The organism is Streptomyces sp. NBC_01232 (assembly GCF_035989885.1).
In the GTDB taxonomy this organism is placed as follows: domain Bacteria; phylum Actinomycetota; class Actinomycetes; order Streptomycetales; family Streptomycetaceae; genus Streptomyces.
In genome coordinates this window covers 5,216,377-5,242,991 of sequence record NZ_CP108518.1, presented here as the reverse complement: position 1 = coordinate 5,242,991, position 26,615 = coordinate 5,216,377, and the positions used below count along the sequence as shown (strand labels likewise).

Annotated in this window: 21 protein-coding genes; 10 read left to right on the top strand and 11 right to left on the bottom strand. The window is 72.2% G+C overall.

The features are described 5' to 3' along the window. Positions 1 to 128 precede the first annotated feature (128 nt). Entirely contained in the window at positions 129 to 842 is a 714-nt protein-coding gene (gene trhA, locus OG444_RS24375) for a PAQR family membrane homeostasis protein TrhA (RefSeq protein WP_405790367.1), read from the top strand. A 75-nt stretch (positions 843 to 917) separates the two neighbouring features. Here the strand turns inward: trhA and OG444_RS24370 are convergent, their stop codons facing one another. The 5 genes from OG444_RS24370 to OG444_RS24350 form a co-directional block, all read right to left on the bottom strand. Continuing rightward, entirely contained in the window at positions 918 to 3,332 is a 2,415-nt protein-coding gene (locus tag OG444_RS24370; RefSeq protein ID WP_327264167.1) for a galactose oxidase-like domain-containing protein, read from the bottom strand. Continuing rightward, entirely contained in the window at positions 3,323 to 4,525 is a 1,203-nt protein-coding gene (locus OG444_RS24365; RefSeq protein ID WP_327264166.1) for a glycosyltransferase family 2 protein, read from the bottom strand. The genes OG444_RS24370 and OG444_RS24365 overlap by 10 nt, the downstream gene beginning before the upstream one ends. A gap of 6 nt (positions 4,526 to 4,531) precedes the next feature. Continuing rightward, positions 4,532 to 6,307 carry an ArnT family glycosyltransferase gene (locus OG444_RS24360; protein ID WP_442810604.1) on the bottom strand — a complete coding sequence of 592 codons (1,776 nt, stop codon included), beginning with the start codon at positions 6,305 to 6,307 and terminating at the stop codon, positions 4,532 to 4,534. Beyond that, positions 6,304 to 7,683 carry a glycosyltransferase gene (locus OG444_RS24355; RefSeq protein WP_327264165.1) on the bottom strand — a complete coding sequence of 460 codons (1,380 nt, stop codon included), beginning with the start codon at positions 7,681 to 7,683 and terminating at the stop codon, positions 6,304 to 6,306. The genes OG444_RS24360 and OG444_RS24355 overlap by 4 nt, the downstream gene beginning before the upstream one ends. A 239-nt stretch (positions 7,684 to 7,922) precedes the next feature. Further along, positions 7,923 to 9,977, bottom strand: a complete 2,055-nt coding sequence (locus tag OG444_RS24350) for a thioredoxin domain-containing protein (protein ID WP_327264164.1) — start codon at positions 9,975 to 9,977, stop codon at positions 7,923 to 7,925. A 329-nt stretch (positions 9,978 to 10,306) separates the two neighbouring features. Between OG444_RS24350 and OG444_RS24345 the strand changes: the two genes are divergently transcribed. Further along, entirely contained in the window at positions 10,307 to 13,579 is a 3,273-nt protein-coding gene (locus OG444_RS24345) for a tetratricopeptide repeat protein (protein ID WP_327264163.1), read from the top strand. A gap of 225 nt (positions 13,580 to 13,804) precedes the next feature. Here the strand turns inward: OG444_RS24345 and OG444_RS24340 are convergent, their stop codons facing one another. Next, positions 13,805 to 14,038: a hypothetical protein gene (locus OG444_RS24340; protein ID WP_327264162.1), complete on the bottom strand. Its 234-nt coding sequence runs from the start codon at positions 14,036 to 14,038 to the stop codon at positions 13,805 to 13,807. Between the two features lie 2 nt (positions 14,039 to 14,040). After that, complete coding sequence (mca, locus tag OG444_RS24335; protein WP_327264161.1) at positions 14,041 to 14,922, bottom strand: mycothiol conjugate amidase Mca; 882 nt, start codon at positions 14,920 to 14,922, stop codon at positions 14,041 to 14,043. A 107-nt stretch (positions 14,923 to 15,029) separates the two neighbouring features. Here mca and OG444_RS24330 point away from each other — a divergent pair, with 107 nt between their 5' ends. Beyond that, the gene (locus OG444_RS24330; RefSeq protein WP_327264160.1) at positions 15,030 to 15,443 is read left to right on the top strand and encodes a DUF4307 domain-containing protein; all 414 of its coding nucleotides are present in this window, start codon (positions 15,030 to 15,032) and stop codon (positions 15,441 to 15,443) included. 138 nt (positions 15,444 to 15,581) lie between these two features. Then, entirely contained in the window at positions 15,582 to 16,079 is a 498-nt protein-coding gene (greA, locus tag OG444_RS24325; RefSeq protein ID WP_314254598.1) for a transcription elongation factor GreA, read from the top strand. 103 nt (positions 16,080 to 16,182) lie between these two features. Here the strand turns inward: greA and OG444_RS24320 are convergent, their stop codons facing one another. The 3 genes from OG444_RS24320 to ilvA all read right to left on the bottom strand — a co-directional run bounded on the left by OG444_RS24320 (position 16,183) and on the right by ilvA (position 19,381). Beyond that, the gene (locus OG444_RS24320) at positions 16,183 to 16,968 is read right to left on the bottom strand and encodes an ABC transporter permease (protein ID WP_327266911.1); all 786 of its coding nucleotides are present in this window, start codon (positions 16,966 to 16,968) and stop codon (positions 16,183 to 16,185) included. 5 nt (positions 16,969 to 16,973) lie between these two features. Next, entirely contained in the window at positions 16,974 to 17,996 is a 1,023-nt protein-coding gene (locus OG444_RS24315) for an ATP-binding cassette domain-containing protein (RefSeq protein ID WP_327264159.1), read from the bottom strand. A 152-nt stretch (positions 17,997 to 18,148) separates the two neighbouring features. Then, positions 18,149 to 19,381 carry a threonine ammonia-lyase gene (gene ilvA / locus OG444_RS24310; protein WP_327264158.1) on the bottom strand — a complete coding sequence of 411 codons (1,233 nt, stop codon included), beginning with the start codon at positions 19,379 to 19,381 and terminating at the stop codon, positions 18,149 to 18,151. Positions 19,382 to 19,694: 313 nt separating this feature from the next. Here ilvA and OG444_RS24305 point away from each other — a divergent pair, with 313 nt between their 5' ends. The 3 genes from OG444_RS24305 (at position 19,695) to OG444_RS24295 (ending at position 20,947) form a co-directional block, all read left to right on the top strand. After that, a complete protein-coding gene (locus OG444_RS24305; protein ID WP_327264157.1) occupies positions 19,695 to 20,216 on the top strand; it encodes a MarR family winged helix-turn-helix transcriptional regulator in 522 nt (173 codons plus the stop codon). A 63-nt stretch (positions 20,217 to 20,279) separates the two neighbouring features. Then, entirely contained in the window at positions 20,280 to 20,696 is a 417-nt protein-coding gene (locus OG444_RS24300) for a sigma factor-like helix-turn-helix DNA-binding protein (protein ID WP_327264156.1), read from the top strand. Next, a complete protein-coding gene (locus OG444_RS24295; RefSeq protein WP_327264155.1) occupies positions 20,693 to 20,947 on the top strand; it encodes a hypothetical protein in 255 nt (84 codons plus the stop codon). Before OG444_RS24300 ends, OG444_RS24295 begins: the two co-directional genes overlap by 4 nt. A gap of 311 nt (positions 20,948 to 21,258) precedes the next feature. On the opposite strand, the gene OG444_RS24290 is transcribed toward OG444_RS24295, so the two are convergent. Further along, entirely contained in the window at positions 21,259 to 22,416 is a 1,158-nt protein-coding gene (locus tag OG444_RS24290) for a cystathionine gamma-synthase (protein WP_327264154.1), read from the bottom strand. 74 nt (positions 22,417 to 22,490) lie between these two features. Here OG444_RS24290 and OG444_RS24285 point away from each other — a divergent pair, with 74 nt between their 5' ends. From OG444_RS24285 to OG444_RS24275, 3 genes are all read left to right on the top strand, one after another. Beyond that, positions 22,491 to 23,597 (top strand): hypothetical protein, encoded by a 1,107-nt coding sequence (locus OG444_RS24285; RefSeq protein WP_327264153.1) that lies wholly within the window; start codon positions 22,491 to 22,493, stop codon positions 23,595 to 23,597. A gap of 273 nt (positions 23,598 to 23,870) precedes the next feature. Beyond that, entirely contained in the window at positions 23,871 to 25,469 is a 1,599-nt protein-coding gene (locus tag OG444_RS24280) for a M48 family metallopeptidase (RefSeq protein WP_327264152.1), read from the top strand. Continuing rightward, entirely contained in the window at positions 25,466 to 26,605 is a 1,140-nt protein-coding gene (locus OG444_RS24275; RefSeq protein ID WP_327264151.1) for a hypothetical protein, read from the top strand. The genes OG444_RS24280 and OG444_RS24275 overlap by 4 nt, the downstream gene beginning before the upstream one ends. Positions 26,606 to 26,615 lie beyond the last annotated feature (10 nt).

Sequence of the window (26,615 nt, the reverse complement as noted above, 5' to 3'; positions counted from 1 at the left end):
CTCATCTGATCATCCGGTGGATGTGCGCATATGTCCAGAGGGCCTCTCACGTGAGCATTGCCACGTCCGTCAATCTTCCGTAAAGACCACTGCCGGCAACCTACGGACCCGTAGGTAGCATGGCGCGCATGACTTCTGATGCCGCCGCCGTCCCGGTCGCCGAGTCCACACCGGCCGTCGAGGCCCTTGAGGCGGTCGAGACCGCCCTGGAGGAGAAGCCGCTCATGCGCGGCTGGCTGCACACCGGAATGTTCCCCGCCGTGGTCATCGCGGGCCTGGTCCTCATGGCCTTCACCGACTCCACCCGGGCCCGGGTCGCCTGCGGGGTGTACATCCTCACGGCCTGCCTGCTCTTCGGCGTGAGCGCGGTCTACCACCGCGGCACCTGGGGGCCCAGGGGCGAGGCCATCCTGCGGCGGCTCGACCACGCCAACATCTTCCTGATCATCGCGGGCACCTACACCCCGCTGACCGTCCTGCTGCTGCCGCCCTCCACCGGGCGGACCCTGCTGTGGGCGGTCTGGATCGCGGCCGCCGCCGGCATCGCCTTCCGCGTCTTCTGGGTCGGCGCCCCGCGCTGGCTCTACACCCCCTGCTACATCGCCATGGGCTGGGCGGCGGTCTTCTTCCTGCCCGACTTCATGCGCACCGGCGGGATCGCCGTGCTGGTCCTGGTGATCGTCGGCGGCCTCCTCTACAGCGTGGGCGGGGTCATCTACGGCATGAAGCGCCCCAATCCCTCCCCCCGCTTCTTCGGCTTCCACGAGGTCTTCCACTCGCTGACCCTCGCGGCCTTCGTGGCCCACTACATCGGCATCTCGCTCGCCGCGTACCAGCACTGACGAGGGCCGAAGCGCGAGGACCGAGGGCCGAGGGCCCGGCCGCAGGCACCTGCGGCCGGGCCCTCGCCCATGGGTTCAGCAGGCGTAGCCGTCGCGGTCGGGGTCCAGGCGCAGCGGATCGCTGCCGTTGACCTTCAGGCGCTTGGGGTAGGTGTGGGCGGCCAGCCAGTCGCAGCGGGCCTTCGTCGTCCCCTTCACCTCGGCCGGGAAGCGCGTCGGCACGCACACGTTGACCGTGCCGTAGTGCCGGTCGCAGCCGGCCACGCCCGGCGCGACCGGAGCCGAGTCCCGCTTCGCCGGGTTCTTCCTGGCCGGCCCGGGCCTGTCCGCAAAGGCGTGCTCGTGCGCGGAGGGCCGCTCCTGGGCGGCCGCCAGCGCCGACGGGCCGCCCAGGTGCACCCAGGTCGCGATCGACGGCACGCCGTTCGCGTCGACCGCGAAGAGCATGTACCAGCCCGGCGGCGCCAGGTTGGGGTTGCTGGTGACGTTCAGGTCGATGTTGTTGCCGTCGACCGTCATGGGCAGGTCCACGAACCGCTGGTTCGGGTCGGAGGAGTGGGTGACCGCAGCCGGACGGATCAGCTCCGCCTTGGCGATCGGCCGGTTCACGGTGATCCGCTGCGTGTCCCCGTACACCCACTGAGTGTCGATCACCGAAGTGATCTGCGGGCGGGCGCCCTTGAACAGATACGGCGGGCTGTAGAGCGACACGTTGTGGTTGTAGGTCCCGTTGCCCGGGTTGTCGCCGACCGACATGACCCGGCCGTCCGGCATCAGGAACGACGCCGAGTGGTAGGTCCGCGGGATCGGGTCGGTGGCGAGGCCCGCCTGGTAGGTGTTGGTCGACGGGTCGAAGAAGGAGGCCTCGAAGACCGGGTCGGCCCGGTCGTGCAGCCCGCCGCCGGTCTCCAGCACCTTGCCGTCCGGCAGCAGTACCGCCGACACGAACATCTTGCCCTCGTCACCGGTCTGCGGCCGCTTGCCCTGGCCCTGGTCGACCAGGCCCTGCGGGATCGGCGGGCCGGCCGTGTAGCCGGGGCTGGGCTGCTTGAGGTCGATGATGTCGGTGAGCCGGTTGGCCGCCGGGTTGCGCTCGTTGTTGCCGCCGCCGATGGTGAGCACCCGCTGGTCCTGGGCCGGGGGCAGCAGCACGCTCGCCGACTCGTCCCGCTCGTCCTTGTTCCGCAGGCCCGGCACGTCGGTGACGGTGTTGGCGTCGTAGTCGTAGATGGAGGCGCCGGTGCCCGGGGTGCCGTTGCCGAAGGTGTGGCTGCCCGAGTAGAAGAGCCGTCCGTCCTGCATGAGGATCATCGACGGGTACAGGCCCCAGTAGGACCAGGTCTGGTTGACCTCGTTCATCGGCAGCCACTTGTTCTGTGCCGCCGAGAACTTCTCCGCGGTCACATTGCCCGTGGAGTCCTCCTTCAGCCCGCCGAAGGAGATCACGTCACCGTTGCCGAGGATCGTCGCCGACGGGTACCAGTGCCCGCCGTTCATGTCGTTCGTCCTCGTGTACGTCTCGGTCGCCGGGTCGAAGGTGTAGGAGTCCTTCAGCCCCTGGTAGCCGATCGAGCCGTCCGCCGACGGGTACCCCTTGTTGCCGCTCATCACCAGCACCCGGCCGTCGGCCAGCTGCACGTGGCCCGCGCAGAACATGTCGACCGGGGTCGGGATCGTCCTGAAGGACCCGTTCGCCGGGTCGTAGACGGCGGAGGTGAAGGTGCCCGCGTTGAACTGGGCTATGTCGTTGCCCGAGCCCGCGATCAGCAGAACCTTGCTGTTCCTCAGCACGACCGCGTGCATCGAACGCACCGGGTTCTGGGCCGGTATCACCTGCCACCTGCCCTTGGCGCACTCCTCCGCCGTGCCCGAACAGGCCGGCAGCGGCGGGGCGGCGCCCACCTCCTCCAGCACGTAGTCGTCGGTGGTGAGCGTGCCCACCCCGTAGACCGACAGGCCCCACGCGATCTTGTCGGTGTTGGGCGGCACGACCGGCGTACGGACCTCGGTACGCGCCCAGGCGGCGGTGACGGGCGGATTCTGCAGGTCGGTCCAGTACTGCCAGCCCGCCGTGGTGTCCCGGCGGAACACGGTCACCGACACGTCCGGGGTGTTCGACTTGTACCAGGCGGACAGGTCGTACTGCCGGCCCGGCGTGACGGCCGGGGCGCAGGTGGTGTTCTCGGTGACCAGCGCCTTGCGGTCGCCGTCCACGCGGCGGGTGAGCGAGACCTTCATCGCCTTGGTGCCGCTGTGCGCGTCGGCGACGGTGGCGAAGGTGAAGTCGTTGTCGCCCCAGCCGGACCTGGACCAGCAGGACGGCATGTCGGAGCCGGCGGAACCGGCCGTTTCGAAACCGGGGTTGGAGAGCAGATTGGGCGGACCGGCCGTGGCCTGCTGCGGTGCGGTGAGCAACAGGCCCGCGGTCAGCGCCCCGACGGCGAGCAGGGCGGCCCTCCGCCCGGCCCTCCGCCGGATCGTCAGACGCATGGAAAGGTTCCCTTCTGTGCGGCTCGGCTCCTGGTGTGGCGCGGCAGATAGACGAGGGCCTCGGTGGCCGCGAACCGCAGGACGAAGGTGGTCACCAGCGCCAGGGCGGTGGCCGGCAGCACCTCCATCCCGAACCGGGCCACGAACAGCGCGATCAGCGGGATGCGCAGCAGCAGATCGGCGTTGGCCAGCAGCGCGAAGCGGCCGGCCCGGTCCGCCCAGTGGCGGTGCCCGCGCCGGTCGCGGAAGAGCAGGGACTCGATGAGGAGGAAGTTCCACAGGACCCCCGCCTGGTTGGCGACGATCTCGGCCGGGAGGTAGTGCATCCCGGCGTGGGTGAGCAGCCAGAGCGCGGCCAGGTTCGGGACGAACCCGGAGAGCCCGATCAGCCCGAAGCCGATCATGCGGGCCAGCGGGGTCGCCGAGCGCAGCGCGGCGAGGTGGGCGAGGAAGCGCATGCCCTCGCGGGCGGTGGACTTGGACTCCCCCGCGTACCGGTCCTGGAAGACGAACGGCACCTCGGCGACCCTGCCGGGGCGGCAGCGCACCGCCAGCTCCAGCAGGATCTTGTAGCCCAGCGGCTTCAGGGTGTCCGCGGTGACGACGGAGCGGCGCATCGCGAAGAAGCCGCTCATCGGGTCGCTGATCCCGCGCAGCGCACGCGGGAAGAGCCCCTTGGTCAGCCAGGTCGCGGCGCGTGAGACGGCGATGCGGTAGCTCCCGGCGAGCCCGGCCCGGCTGCCGCCGCTGATGTAGCGGGAGGCGACGACGAGATCGGCGCCGGTGCGCACGCCCTCGCCGACGAGTTCGGGCACCAGGTGGGGCGGGTGCTGGAGGTCGGCGTCCATGACCACGATCCAGTCGGTGTCCGCGCGCTTGATGCCTTCCACGACGGCGCCGCCGAGGCCTCCCTCGGCGGTCCGGCGGTGCAGGACGGACACCGGGAAGGGGTGGTCGGCGGCGGCCTTCTCGATGACGGCGGGGGTGTCGTCCGTGGAGTCGTCCACGAACAGCACCGCGCAGGGCAGGTGGTCGGGGTCGGGCAGTGCGTCACCGAGGCGGCGCAGCAGCTCGGTGATGTTCCCGGACTCGTTGAAGGTCGGAATGATGAGGGTGACGCTGCCGGTCAGAGCCTGCGGAGCGGTGAAATCCGCATCGACCGGGTCATGGAGGGACCACAGATCCTCGCTCATGGCGGCTCAGCTCCCACTCGTACGGTCGGCGGCGCCGGGGCGGTCGGGGTCGTCGGGGCGCTGGGCGCGGTCGGGGGCGGGGTCGTCGGCGCGGTCGGTCCGGCGTATCTCGATGCGGTCCTCGCCCGACCCGAAGACGGCCACCACGGCCGAATGCTCCAGCGCCGCCCGCACATGGGGCAGGTTCACCGCGTCACGGCGCACGGTGGGCGAGGAGACCACGTAGTCGATGTCCCGCCAGCCCCGCGGCAGGGTCCGGGAGACGGCCGGGTCGAGGTCCGCCTTGTAGAACCAGATCGCGCCGAGGCCCGGCTCGAAGCCGTGGTGCACCGCGTCCAGCCAGAGCGCGTCGTCCAGCAGCACCCGGGTGCTCGCCGGATCGGCGACCTCGCTGCCGAGCCAGGCCGCGGCCTGCCGGTACGGGGCGTTCGCGTCGGCCGTGAGCGCGGTGCGGTTGCCTTCGTACCAGCGCGGCAGCACGTACACCGCGGCCGACGCGGCGAGTACGCCGATCAGTGCCCGGCGCGCCCACAGCCGCGGCCGTCCCTCCCCCGGGCCCCGGCGGCGGCGCAGTACGGCGTGCGTGACGCTCGCCGCGCCCCCTGCGAGGACGAGCGCGAGGAAGGGCAGCGCCTGGATCACGTACATCGCCGGGAGGTAGCCGGAGGGCCGCATCGCGACGACGGCGAGGATCACGGCGGCGAGCGCGGGACCGGCCAGGGCGCGGGCGGTCACGGACGTGGGGGTCCCCCCTGCTCGGGCGAAGCCGAGAGCTCGGGGGAGGACGGTGGCCAGCATCAGGACGGCGCCGGCCAGCCCGCCGAGCGGCAGGACGGTGTCGTAGTAGAGCCAGGACCGCAGGACGCCGTTCGAGCCGGAGCCGGGGGTGAGGATGAAGCCGGAGCCCTCGCGGCCCATCTGGTAGGTGATGCCGTCGATGAGCGAGACGTGCCCGGAGCCCGGCAGCAACTCGCCGTTGAGCAGGGCGTACAGCGGGTACGACAGCCCGATCAGTGCGCAGGCGGTGATCGCCCCGGTGACCGCGAACTTGCGGGTGTCGCGGTGGCTGTGGCGCCACATCGTCACCAGCAGCGCCGGGAGCACCACCAGCATCGTCTCCTTGGTCAGGACGGCGGTGGCCGCCGCCAGCCCGGACCCGAAGTGGTGCCACAGGTGACGGCTCGGGGACGCGGCGAGGCAGAAGGCCAGCAGCATCCACATCACGGCGAGGTTGTCGAGGAAGATCTCGCGCTGCAGGACCACGGAGAGCGGCGACAGCCCGAAGAGGCCCATCGCGAGCCCGGCCGCCCAGCGCGGCAGCCACAGCCGGCGCGCGAGGACGTACATCAGCACGGCGGAGGCGGCGGAGACGGCGAGCATCGACAGCCGCATCGGCGCGACGGTCATCGCGTCGGGCACGAAGAGGGACGGCAGGTACGTCAGGCCCGCGATCTGGATCCAGCCGAGCGGCGGATGGTCGTACCAGTACGTGTAGTGGGCGAGGCCGTCGCCCTGCTGGACGGCCCACGCCTGAGCGAGGTAGGTGCCCTCGTCGTCGCTCAGGGTCGGGAAGTGGGTGATGTTCCAGCCCTGCACCAGCAGGATCACGAGCAGCAGGGCCCCGCACAGCAGCAGGTCGGGGCGGGAGGAGCGGAAGCGCACGAGCGGCCGGGCGGGCGCCGGCGGGCGGACGCCGAGCCCCCCGGCGACGGGCGTGCGCGGGCCGGGGACGGTGAGGGTCGCGGGCTGGGGATCAGTGGCCGTGGGCAGGGTGGCGGTCACCGGCGGCTGTCCTCTCGGATCGCGAGGGAGACGGAGGAGGATGACACGGCGGGCACGGACGCGGTGGCGGCGGCGATTGCTGCAGCGGCCGGGGCGGTGGCGGCGGTGGCGTGGGCGGCAGCGGCCGGGGCGGCGGCGGTCGTCAGGTGGGCGCCGGTGTGACTCGTCAGCTCCCACTCATTGCGGCCGCGCTGCTCGCGCCAGACCGCACGGATCGCGGCCCCCGCGAGCATCACCTGGTAGAACGGGCCGCCGACGACGAGCTTGACGTAGTGCCCGAAGCGGACGCGCAGACCGTACTGGCGGCCGAAGTCGTGCAGCCCGACGATCTCGAACACGAACGTCACCATCGCCGTGATCATGGGAAGGAAGGTGATGATCGCGATGCCGACCGGCACGTCGAAGAAGACCGCGACGGCGAAATTGAGCGGGATGATCACGCCCGACGCGGCCTGCATGAAGGGCGTCATCAGCGTGTAGCGGGCCAGCCAGCGCTGGCCGCGCCCGGGCAGCTGCTGCCAGTCCTTCTTCCGGTACACCTGCAGGAACCCCTGGTTCCAGCGGGTGCGCTGCTTGAGCAGGCTCACGAGCGAGCCGGGCGTCTCCTCGCGGGTGACCATGTCGGAGTCGTAGGCGACGACCACCTTCTTGCCCGCCGACGACAGCCGGACCCCGAGGTCGCAGTCCTCGGCGAGGCAGTTCTGGTCCCAGCCGCCGGCCTCGCGCAGCACCTCGGTGCGGACGAAGACGGTGTTGCCGCCCAGCGGGATGAAGCCCTTCTCGGCGTGCAGGTGCAGCCTCGAGCGGAACCAGAAGAAGTACTCCAGGCAGTTGCGCAGGCTGTACCAGCTGGAGTGGAAGTTGATGAGCTGGACCCCGCCCTGGACCACGTCGGCGCCCGTGGAGCGGAAGGCGTGGTCGACGTGGGCGAGCAGTTCCGGGTGGACCTGGTCCTCGGCGTCGAAGACCCCGACGACGTCGCCGCGGCAGGACGGGAGGGCCGTGTTGAGGGCTTTCGGCTTGTTCTTCGTCTCGTGGTGGTCGACGACGACCCGTACGCGGGCCGGCGCGCGGGCGGCGGCCCGTTCGGCGACGGCTGCCGTCCCGGGGTCGTCGTGTCCGACGATCACGATGATCTCGTAGTCGGTGTGGCTCGATTCCAGGAGCCGGTCGATGGTGTGCTCCAGGACCGCCTGCTCGTGACGGGCCGGCAGCAGCAGAGAGAAGGCGAGGCGGCCTTCCCCGTCCGGGCGGTCGAAGCGCGTGGAGGCGAGCACCTCGGGGGTCCGCCACGCGTGCATCTGCCACCAGAGCGTGAAGGCGGCCATCCAGAAGAGCGCCAGGGAAATGACAGCGATGAACACAGATGTGTACAAAAGGTCCCCCACAGACCCGCCGCCCCCCGGCGGCGATCAAAAACCCCCGGGGGCTCACGGCGGGCCCCCCGGCCCGCCGCCCCCGCTTCCCCCTCGCGCGCACCCCCCAGTGCGCGGCCTCGGTGACTCCCGAAGCTACGAGATTAGGCAGCGAACATGACACTCAGCTGCATCGAAAATTAAAGACCCGTTTCTGAACTCATACACACGCAACCGGAATTGACGGCACTCCCGCACCTTCAGGGACGAACCACACCCAACTGCTCCGCCAGTTCGACCGGTTCCGTCGTAGGCCGCGCGCAGACGAAATGTCGACAGACATACGCCGTCGGAAGGTCGTGCACAAGTGTGCGCTCGGCAAGAAGGGGGAACTCACCGCCCCCGCCGTCCGCCGCACGCGGAAGACCGACCGCCACGACCGCCCCGGGAGCCGTCCCCAGCAACGCCGTCCGGTGCAGCAGCGCCAGCGCCGGATCCTCCGGATGGCCGACGACCGCCACCTCGCGGGGTCCGTCGAGGAGCGCCTCGGCCACCGACAGCCCGTGCCCGATGAACCGCGGCACGCGCGGCCCGAGCGCGTGCACCACCCCGAGCGCCCGCTCCGCCGCCGTGCGGTGGGGCTCCGACCCGGTGTGCGCCGCGTACGAGAGCAGCGCGCCCGCGGCGGCCGTCCACCCCGACGGGGCGGCCGTGTCGGTGGGATCCTGCGGCCTGCGGATGAGCTTCTCGGCGTCGTGCGCGGTGTCGTACAGCGAACCGTCCTCGGCGGTGAACCGCGCCAGGACCAGGTCGACGAGGAATCCGGCGAACTCCAGCCAGACCCCCTCGCCGGTCACGGACGCCAGGGCGAGGAAGCCGTCGGCCACATCGCCGTAGTCCTCCAGGACCCCGTCGTTGGTGCCGACCTGGCCGTCCTTGCTGGTGCGCGACAGCCGGGCCCGGCCGTCCATGTGCACGCGCACCAGCAGATCGGCCGCCTCGGTCGCCCGCTCCACCAGGTCCGGCCGCTCGAAGTACGCCCCGCACTCGGCGAGCGCGGCGATCGCCAGCCCGTTCCACGCGGCGACGATCTTGTCGTCCCGCCCGGGCGCGGGCCGCCGCCCCCGCTCGGCCAGCAGCCGCTCCTTGATGCCGGCGAGCCGGCCCGCCTCCACGGCGGGCCCGTCCTGCGGCAGCTGCAGGACCGACTTCCCGTGCTCGAAGGTCCCCTCCTCGGTCACCCCGAAGTACCGGACGGCCAGATCCCCGTCGTCCTCCCCCAGCACCTCCCGCAGCTCGGCGGGCGTCCAGGCGTAGTACGCCCCCTCCACGTGCTCGCCGGTCAGCGGATCCGCACTGTCGGCGTCGAGCGCGGACGCGAAGCCGCCCTGCTCGGTGCGCAGCTCCCGGACCATGAAGTCGGCGGTCTCCAGCGCGACCCGGCGCGCGAGATCGGAGCCGGTGACCCGCCACAGGTGCGCGTACACGCGGCACAGCAGGGCGTTGTCATAGAGCATCTTCTCGAAGTGCGGGATCACCCACTCCCGGTCCACGGAGTAGCGCGCGAAGCCGCCGCCGAGCTGGTCGTAGATCCCGCCGCGCGCCATGGCCTCGCACGTGTCGGCGGCCATCTGCAGCGCTCCCTCGGACCCGGTGCGCGCGTGGTGGCGCAGCAGGAACTCCAGCACCATGGACGGCGGGAACTTCGGCGCACCGCCGAATCCGCCTCGTGTGGCGTCGTACTCCCGCGTCAGCCCGAGCAACGCCTTCGCGAGCTCCTCGGGTCCGGGCGTCCCGGCCTTGCCGTAGTCCAACTCCCGTCCGGCCAGGTCCCGTACGATCCGCTGCGCGACCTCGGCGACCTCCTCGGGCCGCCCCGCCCAGGCGGTCCGCACCCCTTCGAGCACCTGCATGAAGGAGGGCATCCCCTGCCGGGGCTCGGGCGGGAAGTAGGTCCCGAAGTAGAAGGGCTCGGCGTCGGCCGTCATGAAGACGGTCATGGGCCAGCCGCCCTGACCGGTGGCCGCCTGCACGGCTTCCATGTAGACGGCGTCGATGTCGGGCCGCTCCTCACGGTCCACCTTGATGTTGACGAAGTGCTCGTTCATGTAGGCGGCGGTCAGCTCGTCTTCGAAACTCTCGCCGGCGAGCACATGACACCAGTGGCAGCTCGAATAGCCGACGCTGAGGTGCACGGGTACCCCGCGCTCGCGTGCCTCCGCGAAGGCCTCGGGCGACCACGGCCACCAGTCGACGGGATTGTCGGCGTGCTGGAGCAGGTACGGAGAGGTCTGGTTCGCGAGGCGGTTCGGCATGGCCCCATCCTGCCGCACCGGCCGGCGTGCGCCCCGCTACCGGGCCGTCAGACCGTCGGCCGGGCCGTCGCGTCGCAGGGCGGCCCCCGTGAGCGGCGGGCACGGCCGGTGCGCGGGGGCAGTGTTGTCGCGCACCGGGGTCGGGGCGGAGTCGTGTGTGAGCGATGGCTCGTCATGTCTCGCTCCGTGCATGCCAGTTGACGGGATTCGACCCGCCTGCAGGAGGAAGTGAGCGCTTCCCTCTGAAGTAGCTCAGATTCCCTCGCGCTCGGCGGAGTCCCGCAGGACACTTGGGGCTCGTTGCCGGAGCTCTCTTGAGGGGGATGCCGATGCGGGACAGCCATCGCGGTGAGGCCGAGCGACTGCTGGAGCGGGCCGTGGACGAGGCGGCGCAGCGGGGGGCGGGCGCAGCCGGTGCGGGCGGTGCGGGTATCGACCGGGCGACGTTGCTGGCGCGGGGCAAGGAGGCCCTGGACGCGCTCGCCGCGAGTGCGGCGCCGGAGTACGAGGCGTACGTGCGGGCTCTGGACGAGGCTGCGGCCGGGGACCAGTCGCTCGGTGAGGCCTTCCGGCGGGGCAACACCTCCACGGCGCTGCTGGTGACGGCGGTCGCGGCGGCGACGGCCGTGGGGGCGGACCTGTCGCTCGGTGTGGCGGCCGGTACGGCGCTGACCGCGGGGGCGGTCGTGGGGATCGCCGGGGCGGTGGCGACGGTGGCCAAGGTGACGGCGCTGCACCTGCCGGCCGCGAACCGGCGGGCCGGGGAGCTGGGCCGGCCCGGCGGGGCCGAGCAGTTGAAGCTGCAGTGGATGTCGGCGCTGGAGGTGCGCGGGATACGCCCGTTCCTGGAGCAGCAGCGTGCGGTGGCCGCGGCGACCCGGGCGGCGCGTCCCGCGGCCCGGACGGCGCCCCGGCCCGCTCCGCAGTTGCGCGGTACGGACCGCAGTGCGGAGGCGCGGCGGCGCAGTGCGCTGGAGCATTCCTTCGGGCAGTTGCCGGCTCCGGCCGAGGTGTTCGTGGGGCGGCGGGCGGAGCTGACCCGGATCGCGCAGTGGGTGCAGGCGGCCCGCGCGAGTACGGAGACCCGGCCGGTGGTCGTGGTGCTGCACGGGGAGCCGGGGGTGGGCCGTACGGCGCTGGCGCTGCGGGCGGCGCACGGGCTGCGGGACCAGTTCCGGGGTGCGTGCGTGGTGGACCTGCGGGGCGGTTCGGCCGGGGAGGCGTCCGGGGAGGCCCCGCTGGCGACGCGCGAGGCGTTGCTGCACCTGATGAACCGGCTGGGTGCGCCGCGCGAGCAGTTGCTGTTCCGGGAGGGGGCGTCGGCGGAGCAGCAGGTGCGGCGCCTCGGCGAGCTGTACCACCAGCACCTGCAGGGGCTTCCGGTGACGGTGCTCCTGGACGACGCGGTGGACGCGGCGCAGGTGCGGATGCTGGTCCCGGAGCGTTCCGAGAGCCTGGTGCTGGTGACGGCGCGGGAGCCGCTGGAGCTGCCGGCCGATCTGGCGGCGTGGGTGTACCAGCTGCCGGTGGAGCGGCTGGCGGCGGACGAGGCGGCGGAGCTGCTCCCGGCGGCGGGCGTGGCGCAGGAGGACGTGGCCGCGGTGGTGGAGCTGAGCGGCGGGCTCCCGCTCGCGCTGCGGATGCTGGCTCCGCTGGCGGGCGACGGCCGGGCCCTCGTGGGCGGTGCCGCGGCGCACCCGGTGGAGGCGGCGCTGCGCGCGGCGGACGCGCGCCTGGCGGAGCCCGCCCGGCAGTTGCTGCGGCGGTTGCCGCTGGCGGGTCGGGCGTCGCTCGGCGGGGCGGCGGCGGCCGCGCTGGCGGACGTACCGGAGGCGGCGGCGCTGCGCACGCTGGAGGAGCTGTGGGAGGCCGGGCTGATCGAGCGGGTGCGCGGCCAGCGGTTCCGGATGCACGACGCGGTGCGCTCCTACGCGGCGGCGCGGTCGGCGGCGGAGGAAGCGGCGGAGGAGGCGGAGGAGGCGGAGGAGGAGGCGACGGACGCGGACCGGGCGCAGGCCGCGGCGGCGCACGAGCGGCTGATCCGCAATTACGCGCAGCTCGCCGACTCGGTGATCCGGATGGTCGACGGGAAGATGTCGACGCGGGCGAATCAGTTCGGGGTCCACGGTTTCGCCTCGCTGGATGCGGCGCTGCGCTGGCTGGACGACGAGTCGAGCTTCATCACGGCGGCGCTGCGGCATTCGGAGGGGGTGGATCAGCAGGCGGTGCTCGATCTGCTGGGTGCGCTGTGCGACTTCTGTCTGCTGCGCGGGGACCTGTACCGGCTGGGTGAGATCGACGAGCTGACGCAGGCGGTGGCGGCGGGTCAGAACGGTCTGAAGGGGCAGCAGGGGCGGCTGGTGCGGTCGGTGCAGTGGCGTACGGGTATCGCGGCGCGCCAGCTGGGCGAGCTGGACAAGGCCCGTACGACGTTGGCCTCGGTGGTGGACCAGTACATGGAGGCCGATCAGGAGGCGGCTGCGGCGATGGCCCTGATCTCGCTCGGCATCACCCTGCACCACCAGGGCAATCTCCCGGAGGCGGCGGTCCGCATCCGGGAGGCGCTGGTGCTGCAGGAGCCGGCGGAGCTGGCGGGCGACCGGGCGTGGGGGCTGCACGCGCTGGCGGCGGTGGAGCGGGACCGGGCGCAGCTGGCGGAGGCGACGCGGCTGCTGGAGACCTCGCTGGCCCTGCACCGGGAGAACGAGAGCGTGCACGGTGAGGCGTGGGCGCACTTCCAGCTGGGCCAGGTGCACCTGCGGTTCGGGGACGTGGAGCCGGCGGAGGCGGAGCTGCGGCTGGCCCTGGAGCTGTACGGGCGTACCCGCGACGACCGTGGTGAGGCCTGGGCGCTGACGCAGCTGGGCCGGGCGCGGGTGGTGGACGGGGATCCGGGGCCCGCGGTGGAGGGGCTGCGGGAGGCGCTGGCCCGGCACCGGGAGGCGGAGGACGCGCGCGGCGAGGCGTGGACGCAGTACTACCTGGGGCAGGCGCTTGAGGTGGGCGGCGGGCGCGACGAGGCGGTACGGGAGCTGGAGCGGGCGCGGACGATGTTCTCCCGGATGCGGGACGTGTACGGGCTGGCGCACGCCCGCCACCACTCGGGCCGGGTGACACGGGACCAGCGGGCGGCGCAGACGGGGAACCTGCGCAATTCCGGCTTCGCCCGTCAGCTGCTGGTGGACGCACGGGCGGATTTCCGGCGGATCGGGCTGGCGCACGGCGAGGCGTGGACGTGTCTGGAGCTGGCGGTGATCGACGCGGGCAACGGCCGTCTGTCGCAGGCGCTGGATCTGTGCGAGGAGGCGGTGCGGCTGTTCATCTCGTACGGGGACCGGCGCGGGGAGGACTGGGCGCGGTTCCTGCGGTGCACGGTGCTGCCGTACGCGGTTCCGGCGGCGCCGGAGGAGGCGCGGGCGGAGCTGGGACGGCTGGTGCAGGCGCCGCATCCGGCCCGTGACGGGCGGCTGGAGGACTGCCTGGAGACGTACGGGGTGATCCTGGGCCGGGGGGTGGATCCGGCGGAGGGCTGGCAGGCGTGGCGGCTCGGCCTCGTCCCGAACCTGCACGCGCGGGAGGTCATGGGGGTCCCGCGGGCCTGACGCGGCGCCCCGCACCGATATCCCCGGCGCGAGCTGCGTCTCGGGAACCGCAGGGCGGTACGGGGCGCACGGGCAACGGCCGCCCGACCGGTCGTCCCGGCCGGGGCGGCGCGCGGAGGGCCTGCGGGAGGGGCCTGTGCGCGGCCCGTGCGGCCGTCCGGCCGGGCAAAGGCCGCACCCAGGCACGCCGGGGGCGGGAGAGCCCCCGTACGCCCCCGGTCGGCCCTACGGGGTCCGGGTGCCGTCCGTGCCGGGAGCGGCCGGGGCCGCCGGCTCCGGGGCCTCCTGGAAGTTCACCCGGCCCATGTGCCGGTTCATCGACTTCATCAGGGCCCACACGCCGATGGCGAGGGCCGCGAACACGATGAAGCCGAGGAGGCCGGGCGTCACCTTGTTCTTGTCGAAGGTGTCACCCGCCAGCGGAAGGAGCTGGGTCAGTGCTGCCTGCGTAGCGCTCATAGCTAGGCATTCTCCCGGATGCCCGCGAAGAGGTCGGACTCGGGGAGGGAAGTGTCGACGTGCGACTTCGCCAGCTCGTACTCCTCGGTGGGCCAGACCTCCTTCTGGATGTCCATCGGGACGCGGAACCAGCCGCCGTCCGGGTCGATCTGGGTGGCGTGGGCGATGAGCGCCTTGTCACGGATCTCGAAGAAGTCGGCGCAGGGGACGTGGGTGGTCAGGGTCCGCTCCTTGCGCTCGAACTCCTTCCACCGCTCCAGCCACTCCCCGTAGGGGGACTCCAGGCCGCGCGCGAGGAGCGCCTCGTGGAGGGCGATGGTGCGCGGCTTGTTGAAGCCCTGGTTGTAGTAGAGCTTCTGCGGCTGGTAGGCCGGGCCGTACTCGCTCTCCGGGTACTTCTCGGTGTCGGCCGCCCTCTCGAAGGCCAGCATGGAGATCTTGTGGGTCATGATGTGGTCGGGGTGCGGGTAGCCCCCGTTCTCGTCGTAGGTGGTGATGACCTGCGGCTTGAACGCGCGGATCTTCTTCACCAGCTCGCCGGCGGCCTCCTCGACGTCCGCGAGCGCGAAGCAGCCCTCGGGCAGCGGGGGCAGCGGGTCGCCCTCCGGGAGGCCGGAGTCCACGTAGCCGAGCCATTCCTGCTCGACGCCGAGGATGTCGCGCGCCTCGTCCATCTCCTTGGCGCGGACCTCGTGGATGTTCTCCTCGATGTACTTGTCGCCCTGGAGCTTGGGGTTCAGGATCGAGCCGCGCTCGCCACCGGTGCAGGTGACGACCAGCACGGGGATCCCCTCGGACACGTACTTGGCCATGGTGGCCGCGCCCTTGCTCGACTCGTCGTCGGGGTGGGCGTGGACGGCCATCAGTCGAAGCTGCTCGGTCAAAACAGGATCCTCTGCGATTCGGCGCGACACTCAGCTCCTATAGTGACCGAACTGGGGGACGGAAAATTCCAGGGGTGACCGAGCCGTCCCCGGCGAGAGGATCGATCATGAGCGCGGTGCGCGAAGGACTGCCCGAGGGCCGGTACGGCCGGTCGGCGGACGAGCGTACGGACCGGAAGCTCAAGATCATCGGATCGGCGCTGGGCGCTCTGCTGCTGGGCGTGGTCGGCTGGATCGGCTGGCGCTACATCTCGTCGCAGAGCGTGAGCGCCGAAGTGATCAAGTTCCAGGTGATTTCGGACACCGAGGTGAAGGTGCACCTGGAGGTCCGCAAGGAGGCCTCGGTCACCGGTGTCTGCTCCCTGAGCTCCCAGGACGAGGGGCACGGCGAGGTGGGCCGGGCGGACTTCACCTTCGCGCAGGACCGGTCGCGGGTGGACGAGGTCGTCACCCTGAAGACCACCAGCAGGGCCACGATGGTCGAGCTGGTCGGCTGCGCGCCGGCGGCTTCCGCGCACTGACGCGCGAAGAGGGTTGAAGACGCGCTCCAGGAGGCAATGAGCCTCTGGGGTCCTCCCCCTTTTCTTCCCGAATTGTTAGGCTCGTGGTTTCGTCCGCCGACGGCGGCCAGTAGTCCCCTGTACCGACGAGGAGCACCCGTGACCCAGACGAGCGAAAGCGTCACCTGGCTGACCCAGGCGGCGTACGACCAGCTGAAGGCGGAGCTGGACTACCTCTCTGGTCCCGCCCGCACGGAGATCGCAACGAAGATCGCAGCCGCCCGCGAGGAGGGCGACCTGCGCGAGAACGGCGGTTACCACGCGGCCAAGGAGGAGCAGGGCAAGCAGGAGCTCCGGGTCCGCCAGCTCACGCAGCTCCTGGAGAACGCCAAGGTCGGCACCGCGCCCGCGTCCGACGGCGTGGTGGCCCCCGGCACGCTCGTCAAGATCGCCTTCGACGGCGACGAGGACGACACGATGGAGTTCCTGCTGGCCTCGCGCGAGTACGCGTCCTCGGACTTCGAGACGTACTCCCCGCAGTCCCCGCTGGGCAGCGGTGTCCTGGGCAAGTCGATCGGCGAGGACGCCGAGTACGAGCTGCCGAACGGCAAGAAGGCCTCGGTCAAGATCCTGGACGTCAAGCCCTTCACCGGCTGATCACCCTCGGTCACCGTTTTCCTTCCTGACCCTCGTGCACGATGCCCGGCCGGGTTCACCCCGGCCGGGCATCTGCGTTCCCGGGAGGATCCGGTACGGGTCGTCAGCCGTCCGCGCCGCGGTACTTGCGGACCGCGAGGGTGCGGAAGAGCAGGATGATCAGGACCGACCAGATCAGTGAGGCCCAGATCGGGTGGACCATCGGCCAGGCGTCGGACCGGGAGACGCCCGGGTTGCCGAAGAGTTCGCGGCAGGCCTGGACGGTGGCGCTGAACGGGTTCCACTCGGCGATGGGCTGGAGCCAGCTCGCCATGTTCTCGGTTGGGACGAAGGCGTTGGAGATGAACGTGACGGGGAACAGCCAGATCAGACCCCCTGAGGTGGCCGCCTCCGGGGTGCGCACCGACAGGCCGATCAGCGCGCCGATCCACGAGAAGGCGTAGCCGAGCAGGAGCAGCAGTCCGAAGCCGGCGAGCGCCTTGGGGATGCCCTCGTGGATGCGCCAGCCGACGAGGAGGGCGACGATCGCCAGCACCACCATCGTCAGCGCGGTCTGCATCAGGTCCGCCAGGGTGCGGCCGGTCAGTACCGCGCCGCGGGCCATGGGGAGCGAGCGGAAGCGGTCGATGAGGCCCTTGTGCATGTCGTCGGCGATGCCCGCGCCGGCGCCCGCGGTGGCGAAGGTGACGGTCTGGGCGAAGATGCCCGCCATCAGGAATTCGCGGTAGGCGCTGGCGCTGGTCGAGCCTCCGATCACCATCGAGCCGCCGAAGACGTAGCTGAACAGCACCACGAACATGATCGGCTGGATCAGGCCGAACACGACCATCTCCGGGATCCGGGTGAGGCGGATGACGTTCCGCCGGGCGATCACCAGGGAGTCGCTCATGCCGCTCACTTCGCCGCCTCCTTCCGGGCCGCGCTGCGGCCCTTGGCGCCGGGGCCGGGCGCCCCGTCGGCGTTCTCTTCCGCCGCCCGTTCGGCCGCGTGGCCGGTCAGCGAGATGAACACGTCGTCGAGGGTGGGGCGGCGCAGGCCGATGTCGTCGATCTCGATGCCCCGGCCGTCCAGTTCGCGGATGACCTCGGCGAGCAGCTTGGCGCCGCCCGAGACGGGCACGGTCAGCTTGCGGGTGTGGTCCTCGACCGTGGTCTCGCCCTTGCCGAAGGCGGCGAGGACCTCGCGTGCGGAGGCGATGTGGTCCCGCTCGTGGACGACGACCTCCACGCGCTCGCCGCCGGTGCGGGCCTTGAGCTGGTCGGAGGTGCCGCGGGCGATGACCTTGCCGTGGTCGACCACGCAGATGTCGTGCGCGAGGTGGTCGGCCTCCTCCAGGTACTGGGTGGTGAGGAGCAGGGTGGTGCCGCCGGCGACCAGTTCCTGGATGATCCCCCACAGCTGCTGGCGGTTGCGGGGGTCGAGTCCGGTGGTCGGCTCGTCCATGAACATCACGGGCGGGCTGACGACGAGGGCGGCCGCGAGGTCGAGGCGCCTGCGCATGCCGCCGGAGTACGTCTTGGCCGTGCGGTCGGCGGCGTCGCCGAGGTTGAAGCGTTCGAGGAGTTCGGCGGCCCGGGCCTTCGCCGCCTTGGCCTTCATCTGGTAGAGCTGGCCGACCATCCGGAGGTTCTCGCGGCCCGTCAGGTATTCGTCGACGGCGGCGAACTGGCCGGACAGGCCGATGGCGCGCCGGACTTCGTTGGGGTGCTTGAGGACATCGATGCCGGCGACGACGGCCTTGCCGCTGTCGGGTCGCAGGAGGGTGGTCAGGACGCGTACGGTCGTGGTCTTGCCCGCGCCGTTCGGGCCGAGCAGACCCAGGACGGTGCCTTCGGGGACATCGAGGTCCACGCCGTCCAGAGCCCGTACGTCGCCGAAGGTCTTGACCAGACCTTCGGCGTAGATAGCGCCTGGCATATGGATTCTCCCGTTGAATCAGGCCAGTAGAATCAGGATATTCAGGGCATTTCTACGCAAATCCTAGAGGCGCCCGGCAGGTCCTGCTCGGCCGAACGGGGGATGTCCGCGTGCGGCTTCTCCGCGGCTGCGCACAGCCAAGGGCGTTGCCCCTAGCTCATCACCTTGTATCCCGCGCCGTGCAGGGAACGCGCGACTTCGGCGCAGTGCTCCGGGCCCTTCGTCTCCAGGTGCAGTTCCACCTCCACCTCCGTGAGCCCCAGCCGCGGGTCCGTCCGCACATGGCTCACGTCCAACACGTTCGCATCCACCACTGACAACACCGCCAGGAGCCCGGCCAGGGCCCCGGGGCGGTCCGCCACGCGCAGCCTCAGGGACAGGTACCGGCCCGCCGCCGCCATACCGTGGCGCAGGATCCGCTGGAGCAGCAGCGGGTCGACGTTCCCGCCGGACAGGACGGCCACCACCGGGCCGCCGCCGTACAGTTCGGGCTCGCTGAGCAGGGCCGCGACCGTGCTGCACCCGGCCGGTTCGACCACCAGTTTGGCCCGCTCCAGGCACAGCAGCAGGGCACTGGAGAGAGCGTCCTCGGAGACCGTACGCACGTCGTCGACGAGCTCGCCGATGATTTTGAAGGGGACGTCGCCGGGGCGGCCGACCTTGATTCCGTCGGCCATCGTGTTCGGGTCGTCGATCGATACGGGGTGCCCGACCTTGAGCGAGGGCGGGTACGCGGCGGCGCCGGCCGCCTGGACACCGATGATCCGTACGTCCGGCCGCAGCGCCTTGACGGCGACCGCGACACCGGCCGCGAGACCGCCGCCGCCGATCCCGACGAGGATCGTCCGCACCTCCGGGCACTGCTCCAGGATCTCCAGGCCGACGGTGCCCTGGCCCGCGATGATGTCGCGGTGGTCGAAGGGGTGGATGAACACCGCGCCGGTGCGGTCCGCGTACTCCTGGGCGGCCGCGAGGGTCTCGTCGACGACCTGCCCGTGCATGCGCACCTCGGCGCCGTACTCCTGGGTCGCGGCCACCTTCGGCAGCGGCGCCCCGACCGGCATGAACACGGTCGAGCGGACGCCGAGGAGGGAGGAGGCGAGCGCCACGCCCTGCGCGTGGTTGCCGGCACTGGCGGCGACGACACCGGCGGCCCGCTGCTCGGGGCGCAGGCCCGCGATGCGTACGTAGGCGCCGCGGAGCTTGAACGAGCCGGTGCGCTGGAGGTTCTCGCACTTGAGGTGGACCGGGGAGCCGGTGAGCGAGGAGAGGTGCCGGCTGCCCTCCATCGCGGTGACCCGGGAGACGCCGGACAGCATCTTCTGAGCCCCCCGGATGTCGTCGAGGATGACCTGCGGGACGGGCTGGGGCACGCGGTAGTTCATGCCGCCAGTCTCGCAGTCGCGGCAGGGCCCGGCCCGGGGCCGGCTGCGGGGGCTGCCTGCCGGGGTGCCTGCCGGGCGGCGGCGGGCCGGAGGAAGGCCCTGTCGGAGGGGCTGCCGCAGGTCGTGCGGGCCGCGCCTCGGGGAGCACCCCGGGCCGGACTCCGGCAGGGGCGAAATCTCGCCATCCGGTACACCCGCGGGACGGGGGCACCGACCGGCCGTATCAGTTCTCGTACGGAGCGTACGAGCCGCCGCACGGCCGCGTACTCTGTCCCCCAACCTTGTCGGACCCACGCGAAGAGAGCCCACGGCCATGCCCTCCACCCCGGCCAATTCCGATCTGCCCGCGGCGCCCGACGCGCCCGCCGGAGCCGGTCTCCTCGACGCGCTCCAGCACCAGGTGGCGGTCTTCGCCCGCCGTGCCGAGCAGACCCGTCTGGGCGGTGTGGGCCAGGCCCGCAACTCGATGGACCGCGCCGCCTACCTGCTGCTGAACCGGCTCGACCTGGAGGGCCCGATGGGCGTCAAGGCGCTCGCCGGCGGCATGGGCATCGACTCCTCCACCGTGACCCGGCAGGTCGCGCCTCTGGTCGACAGCGGTCTGGTGAAGCGGACCTCGCACCCGGAGGACGGGCGGGCCGTGGTGCTCGCACTGTCCCCGCGGGGGCTGGCCAGGCTGGAGGAGGTGCGCTCCTCCAGGCGCGAGCTGATGGCCCGTGTGACGGAGGACTGGAGCGAGGGCGAGCGCGAATCCTTCACGGGGCTGCTGACGCGCTTCAACCTGTCGCTGTCCGACCTCATGGCGGCCGTGGCCGAAGCCGGACCCGCCTCCTGAGCGGAGTCCGTCAGTCCTCTTGACCTGGCCCGCCCCGCTGCCCGCACTATGTGGACTATGCGGGTGGTTGATCAACAGGCGGGCTCCTACGCGGAGTTCGAGGCCTTCGTCGCCGGCGCGGCAGGGCGGCTCCTGCATGTCGCGGTACTGCTGACAGGGGAGCCGGAATCGGCCCGCCGGCTGCTCGCGGGCGCGCTGGCCCGGACGTACGCGAACTGGCGGCGCCTGCGCGGGGACGACCCGTACGACTTCACCCGCCAGGAACTGTGCACGGCCTTCGCCCGGACCGGCTGGCGCCACCACGGCGGCAGCGGTCTGCTGGCCCGGCTGAGCCCGCCGGAGCGGCTCGTCCTCGTGCTGCGGCTCTACGAAGGGGTCGCGGAGGAGGTCACGGCGGCGCAGTTGGGGCTGCCGGTCGAGCGGGTCCGGGTGCTGTGCAACCGGGCCGTGGCCGCGCTGAGGTCCCGGGAGGCGGCGTGAGCGGGATACCGGACCGCAAGGAGGCCCAGGTCAGGCGGCTCCTGGAGGGCCCTTACCCGACGGTGCCGGCGGGGCTGGCGGCGGGCGCGGCAGCCCGGGGCGACCGGATCGTACGGCGCCGCAGGGCGCTGCGGCGGTTCGGCTGGGCGGTGCTCTTCGCGGCGGCGGTGGCCTTCACGGTGTGGGCCTCCCTGACCCACCCCTGGGCCGCGCCGCCGAGCGGCATCTCCCCACCCCTGGAGGGCTGGTAACCCCCTCCGGCTCTGCCGTGCCGACTCCGGCTGCGCCGGGCCGATTCAGCCTCGCCGGGGCCGATTCAGCCTCGCCGGCGTTTGAGGCGCGGGTCCCCGGCAGAGCCCGGTGCCCCGCTCTTCAGCCTCGCCGGCGTTTGAGGCGCGGGTCCGGGCAGAGCCCGGTGCCCGGCGGAGCCGGGTTCCCTGGGGCTCCGCCCCAGACCCCGCGCCTCAAACGCCGGCGGGGCTGGGATTCGCCCGGCGCAGCCCGAAGCGGCCGGAGGGGTGGGGGGGCGCCGGGCCCCGGGGAGGGGCCCGGCGGGGTGGGGTCAGCCCAGGGCCTGGGTGAGGTCCGTGATGAGGTCGTCCGCGTTCTCGATGCCGACCGACACACGGATCAGGTCCGCCGGAACCTCCAGCGCCGAGCCGGCCACCGAAGCGTGCGTCATCCGGCCCGGGTGCTCGATCAGGGACTCGACGCCGCCCAGGGACTCGGCCAGGGTGAAGATCTTGGTGCGGCCGCAGACCGCGACCGCCTCCTCCTCGCCGCCGGCGACCTGGAAGGAGATCATGCCGCCGAAGTTGCGCATCTGCTTGGCGGCGACCTCGTGGCCCGGGTGCTCCGGCAGGCCCGGGTAGAGCACGTTGGTGACCTTCGGGTGGCGCTTGAGCACCTCGACGATCTTGCCCGCGTTCTCCGCGTGCCGGTCCATGCGCACGGCCAGGGTCTTGATGCCGCGCAGCACGATCCAGGAGTCGAACGGACCGGCCACCGCGCCCATCGCGTTCTGGTGGTAGGCCAGCTCCTCGCCCAGCGCCGCGTCCGCGGCGACCAGCGCGCCGCCGACCACGTCGGAGTGCCCGCCCATGTACTTGGTCAGCGAGTGCACGACCACGTCCGCGCCCAGCGCCAGCGGCTGCTGCAGGTACGGCGAGGCGAAGGTGTTGTCCACGACCAGCTTGGCGCCGGCCGTCCGCGCGATGTCGGCGACGACGGCGATGTCGGTGATGCCGAGCAGCGGGTTGGAGGGGGTCTCGACCCAGATGACCTTCGTCTTCGGGGTGAGGGCCGCCCGTACCGAATCGGGGTCCGAGGTGTCGGCCACCGACCACTCCACGCCCCAGCGGGAGACGACCTTCGCGAAGAGGCGGAAGGTGCCGCCGTACGCGTCGTTCGGAATGACCACGTGGTCGCCCGGGGCGAGCAGGGTGCGCAGCAGGCAGTCCTCGGCGGCCAGGCCGGACGCGAAGGCGAGACCGCGGCGGCCGCCCTCCAGCGCCGCGAGGTTCTCCTCCAGCGCGGTCCGGGTCGGGTTGGCGCTGCGGCTGTATTCGTAACCGCCGCGGAGCCCGCCGACACCGTCCTGCTTGTACGTGGAAACCTGGTAGATCGGGGGCACGACCGCGCCGGTCTGCGGGTCCGCCGTGTTGCCCGCGTGGATCGCACGGGTCTCGAAGCTCTGGTGCTCGTGGCTGTCGTCGCTCATGGTCCGATGCTATGCCCGCACCGGGCCCACCCCCCTATTGGCCCGCTCCCCCCTCCGTCTGGTTCGCTGGAGGCATGGAGATTCTGTGGTTCGTGTTCGCGGTGGTCATGATCGCGATCATCGTCAGTCCGTACATCCGGCGCCGGCGCGGCGGTATCCGCCTGGTCACGCCGGACAGCCCTGACGCCGCCGACCCGGCGAACTACGGATTCGACCGGCAGGAAGAGCTCGACATCCGGGTCCCCGGTCCCGACCAGGACCTGATGGACGCGCTCGACAACGTGCAGCGGACGGGCCGGTGGCAGGCGGCCTCGCAGCTGCTCGCCGGGACCCCGCGGGAGGGCGAGCGGCGCTGGCAGCGCGTCCAGGCCTTCGGCGGTGCGGCGGCCCTTGAGCTGGCGGCGCAGCCCGGTGTGGGCGCGCAGTGGCTGAAGGCGTGGCGGCTGGAGGCGGAGAAGGACCCGGGCGGCGCGCAGGTGCACGCGGAGCTGCTGGTGCAGCAGGCGTGGCGGCAGTCGGGCGGGGTCGGCTCCGACGACCACCGGATCATCCTGGAGGAGGCGCGGGAGGCGTGCCGCAGGGCCGCGCTGCTGGCGCCGGGGGACCCGGTCCCGTACATCACGGAGCTGGCGATCGCGCGGGGACTGGCGTACCCGGAGGCGGAGTTCGACGAGCTGTGGGCGAAGGTCATCGACCGGGCCCCGGAGCACATGGGCGCCCATCTCGCGGCGCTGCACTACTGGGGCGCGGCCTGGCACGGCTCGCGGGAGAAGGCCGACGCCTTCGCGCACGCGGCCGCGGCGCGCGCCCCGCAGGGCTCGCTGCTGGCCGCCCTGCCGATGTTCGCGCTGCGCGAGAACCAGCCGGACATCGTGCTGAGCCCGAGCTTCTACCGGAGCGCGGTCGTCACGCGGGCGGTGGAGGGCGCGCTGTACGCGGTGCACTCGGCGCGGCAGGACGACCCGATGGTGGCGCACGTACGGCACCTGCTGCTGATGTTCCTGGTCTGCATGGAGCGGTGGGCGGAGGCCATGGAGCAGGTGCGGCACGTGGACGGCTACGTGGGCGCGCTGCCGTGGTCCGAGGCGGACGACCCGGCGGCGGTGTACGCGGTGTACCGGGCGATGGCGGTGGCGGGGTACGAGGCGAACGGCGGGTCGCCGGCGACCCTGCCGCAGTAGCCCTCCCGGCGGGGCGCGGGGTCGGGTCGGGGGCCTGCGGGCGTTGGCCGGCGGCCGTGGGACGGCCGCGGACCGGGTGCGGGGTGGGTGCGCCCGGCCTGCGGGCGTCCCGGGGTGGCCCCGCCCTGCAGGTCACCCCCTGCCGGACGGGGCCAGATCCCTGGCCAATAAAGTTGCTGTAAGTAATCGCAGGCCGCATGATGCGGCGGTGGCGGCCGTCTGCCCTGCCACCCACTTCAGCACCGCTTTCATCCCGTGGGGGGATCTGTCCATATGGGCGCTTCACTGCGCGCCTTGCGCGCTCTCGTCCTGCTCGCCGGCTTCTATCTGCTCGGCGTGTTCCTGCTGGCGGCCCTCGGAGGCATCGACTTCGCCGTCGTCAGCTTCCTGCACGGCCCGATCGTCGCGAAACTGCTCCTCGCCTCCGTCGTCCTCACCGTCCCGATCGTGCGCGGCCTGTTCATGCTGCGCACCCCCAAGGGCGAGCCCCTGGCCGGCCTCACCGTCGTCGAGGCGCAGGAGCCGGAGCTGTGGCGGATCGTGCGCGACATCGCGCAGCAGGTCGGCACCCGTGCCCCCGACGAGATCGTGCTGATCGACGAGGTGAACGCGGCCGTCGCCGAGGATGCCCGGCTGCTGGGCCTGCGGCCCGGCACCCGCCGGCTCTACATCGGTCTGCCGCTGATGGCGGGCCTGGACGAGATGCAGCTGCGCGCCGTGCTCGCCCACGAGATGGGCCACTACGCCAACTTCGACACGCGCCTCACCCCGCTGATCGCCCGCGGGCGCGCCCAGCTGATCCGCACCATCGGTCACTTCCACGAGCGCGCCGACAAGAAGGTCGCCAAGGAGCGCGCGAAGCAGGAGCGCAGGGACGAGAAGCGGATCGCCAAGGGCAAGCAGGCCAAGGGCGTCGACACCGCGGGCGAGGGCGCGATGTACCGCGCCATGGCCAAGATCTACATCGCGTACGGCAACTTCTACATGCGCGCGACCCTCTCCACCTCCCGCCGCCAGGAGCTGGCCGCCGACCTCGCCTCGGTCCGGATCGCCGGCCGTGACTCCGCCGCCTCCGCGCTGCGCGAGCTCAACGCCCTCGGCTCGGCCCACGACTTCTACATGAGCTCGTACGCCACCCTCGGCGTCGGCGCCGGCCTGCTGCCCCGCCCCGGTGAGGTCTTCGGCGGTCTGCGCCGGCTCCTGGAGGCGCGCTCGGAGGACCTGGAGGAGCTGCGCCGGGAGCTGTCGACCGAGCCCGCCTCCCCCTACGACTCCCACCCCGCGCTCGCCGAGCGCGTGGCCCGCATCGAGGCCCTGCCCGACGACGGCCGCGCCGGGCAGGCCGCCCGGCCCGCCCTGGAGCTGCTGGCCGACGCCGACGCGGCGCTGGCCGCGCTGGAGCAGGTCGTCCTCACCCCGGAGGCGCTCGCGCTCGAGCGGGTCGACTGGGAGGACCTCGTCCACGCGTCCATGACGGTGTACGTCGGCCAGGGCGCGGAGGACATCCGCGAGGCCTTCGCCGCCGAGGGCGCCGGCCCCGGGCTGGACGCCGTGCTCGACGCGTTCGACGCCGACCCGGCGGTGCGCTGGCGCATCGCCGACCGCTTCCCGAAGTCCGAGCAGGCGCAGGCCGCCACCGGCCGCACGGCGCGCGAATTCGCCCGCCCGGTCGTCCGGCGCGCCCTGAACCAGCTGGTCACCGTCGAGCTGACGGCCCGCGGCGCCGCCCGCTGGCAGCTGTCCTGGTCCGACTCGGCCGCCCTGCACTACCCGGCCGACGGCTTCGAGGACCGGCTGGGCCCGGCCCTGGACGCGGCCGTGGCGGACCTGCCCGACACCGAACCCCTGCGAAAGCTGGTGCTTGCCCCGTGATCGGCCTCTACATCCTGGGCGCCGTGCTGCTGTTCGGCGCGTTCAAGTTCCTGCGCGGCGTCTACTACATCCGCAAGGCCAAGGCCCTGGAGGCCGAGATCGGCACCCTGAACGCCGGTACGGATGCGGTGAAGGCCGAGCAGAAGGCCGAGAAGGCGGCTGCGGTCGTCGCGCTGGGCTTCGTGGCCGAGGCCGACCTCGACACCGAGAACCCGGCTCCGGTGCCGCCGGAGCGGACCGCCGTCCTGGACGCGGTCCGGTCGGGCGACTGGGAGGCCGGCGCCGCCTACATCGAGGCGGCCGGGAAGGACTGGCAGGAGCGCATGGAGCGGGTCCGCCCGCTCGCCGAGGCGGCCGCCGAGGACGACGCGTGGCTGCTGGCCTGGCGTGCGGCGCGGCCCTCGGACCCGACGGCCGCCCTGGTCGACGCCGACACGGCGATCATGGTGGCGTGGAACGTACGCGGGGGCCAGTCGGGCAGCCGCACCACGCAGGAGCAGTTCCGGCTCTTCCGCGAGCTGCTGGTCAAGGCCCAGGAGGCCGCCCACGCGGCCCAGCGCCTCGCCGACCCTGCTGACCCGACCCCGTACATCGTGGAGCAGCCCATCGGGCAGGGCCTCGGGTACTCGCACGAGCGGTACCGCGAGCTGTGGGCACAGGTCGTCGAGCGCGACCCGAAGGTGCTGTGGTCGCACGTCAGCGGCCTGCAGTACTGGTGCCAGAAGTGGCGCGGTTCGCACGAGCTGGCGCTCGCCTTCGCCCGTGAGTCGGCCGCCGTCGGCGCTCCCGGTGACCTGCTGTCGCTGCTGCCGCTGATCGCGTACTTCGAGCAGGAGACGCACGAGGAGGACCTGGCGGCGGAGACGTTCTTCAAGGAGCCGGAGATCGTCGCCGCGGTGGACGCGGCGCTCCTGGACCTGGCGGCGGCGGGTGACGACCACCCGGGGACGGCGCGCATCCGGCACATGCTGGCGTACCTGCTGTTCTGGCAGGACCGCGACGAGCAGGCCGTCGAGCAGTTCCGCCACATCGACGGGTACATCGGCGCCCTGCCGTGGTCCTACGCGGGATCGCCGAAGAGCCGGTACCTGTACGCCCGTGACTGGGCGGTGGGTGTGGCCACTCCGGGCCTCTGACCGGTGCGGG

What these genes read in the sequence shown, in the direction of transcription:
- OG444_RS24305 (WP_327264157.1), top strand. Translation starts at nt 19,695, where the DNA reads ATGCCCTCCACCCCGGCCAATTCCGATCTGCCCGCGGCGCCCGACGCG.
- ilvA (WP_327264158.1), bottom strand. Translation starts at nt 19,381, where the DNA reads ATGAACTACCGCGTGCCCCAGCCCGTCCCGCAGGTCATCCTCGACGAC.
- OG444_RS24365 (WP_327264166.1), bottom strand. Translation starts at nt 4,525, where the DNA reads ATGAGCGAGGATCTGTGGTCCCTCCATGACCCGGTCGATGCGGATTTC.
- OG444_RS24330 (WP_327264160.1), top strand. Translation starts at nt 15,030, where the DNA reads ATGAGCGCGGTGCGCGAAGGACTGCCCGAGGGCCGGTACGGCCGGTCG.
- OG444_RS24350 (WP_327264164.1), bottom strand. Translation starts at nt 9,977, where the DNA reads ATGCCGAACCGCCTCGCGAACCAGACCTCTCCGTACCTGCTCCAGCAC.
- OG444_RS24340 (WP_327264162.1), bottom strand. Translation starts at nt 14,038, where the DNA reads ATGAGCGCTACGCAGGCAGCACTGACCCAGCTCCTTCCGCTGGCGGGT.
- OG444_RS24370 (WP_327264167.1), bottom strand. Translation starts at nt 3,332, where the DNA reads ATGCGTCTGACGATCCGGCGGAGGGCCGGGCGGAGGGCCGCCCTGCTC.
- OG444_RS24320 (WP_327266911.1), bottom strand. Translation starts at nt 16,968, where the DNA reads ATGAGCGACTCCCTGGTGATCGCCCGGCGGAACGTCATCCGCCTCACC.
- OG444_RS24345 (WP_327264163.1), top strand. Translation starts at nt 10,307, where the DNA reads ATGCGGGACAGCCATCGCGGTGAGGCCGAGCGACTGCTGGAGCGGGCC.
- OG444_RS24285 (WP_327264153.1), top strand. Translation starts at nt 22,491, where the DNA reads ATGGAGATTCTGTGGTTCGTGTTCGCGGTGGTCATGATCGCGATCATC.
- trhA (WP_405790367.1), top strand. Translation starts at nt 129, where the DNA reads ATGACTTCTGATGCCGCCGCCGTCCCGGTCGCCGAGTCCACACCGGCC.
- OG444_RS24315 (WP_327264159.1), bottom strand. Translation starts at nt 17,996, where the DNA reads ATGCCAGGCGCTATCTACGCCGAAGGTCTGGTCAAGACCTTCGGCGAC.
- OG444_RS24290 (WP_327264154.1), bottom strand. Translation starts at nt 22,416, where the DNA reads ATGAGCGACGACAGCCACGAGCACCAGAGCTTCGAGACCCGTGCGATC.
- OG444_RS24280 (WP_327264152.1), top strand. Translation starts at nt 23,871, where the DNA reads ATGGGCGCTTCACTGCGCGCCTTGCGCGCTCTCGTCCTGCTCGCCGGC.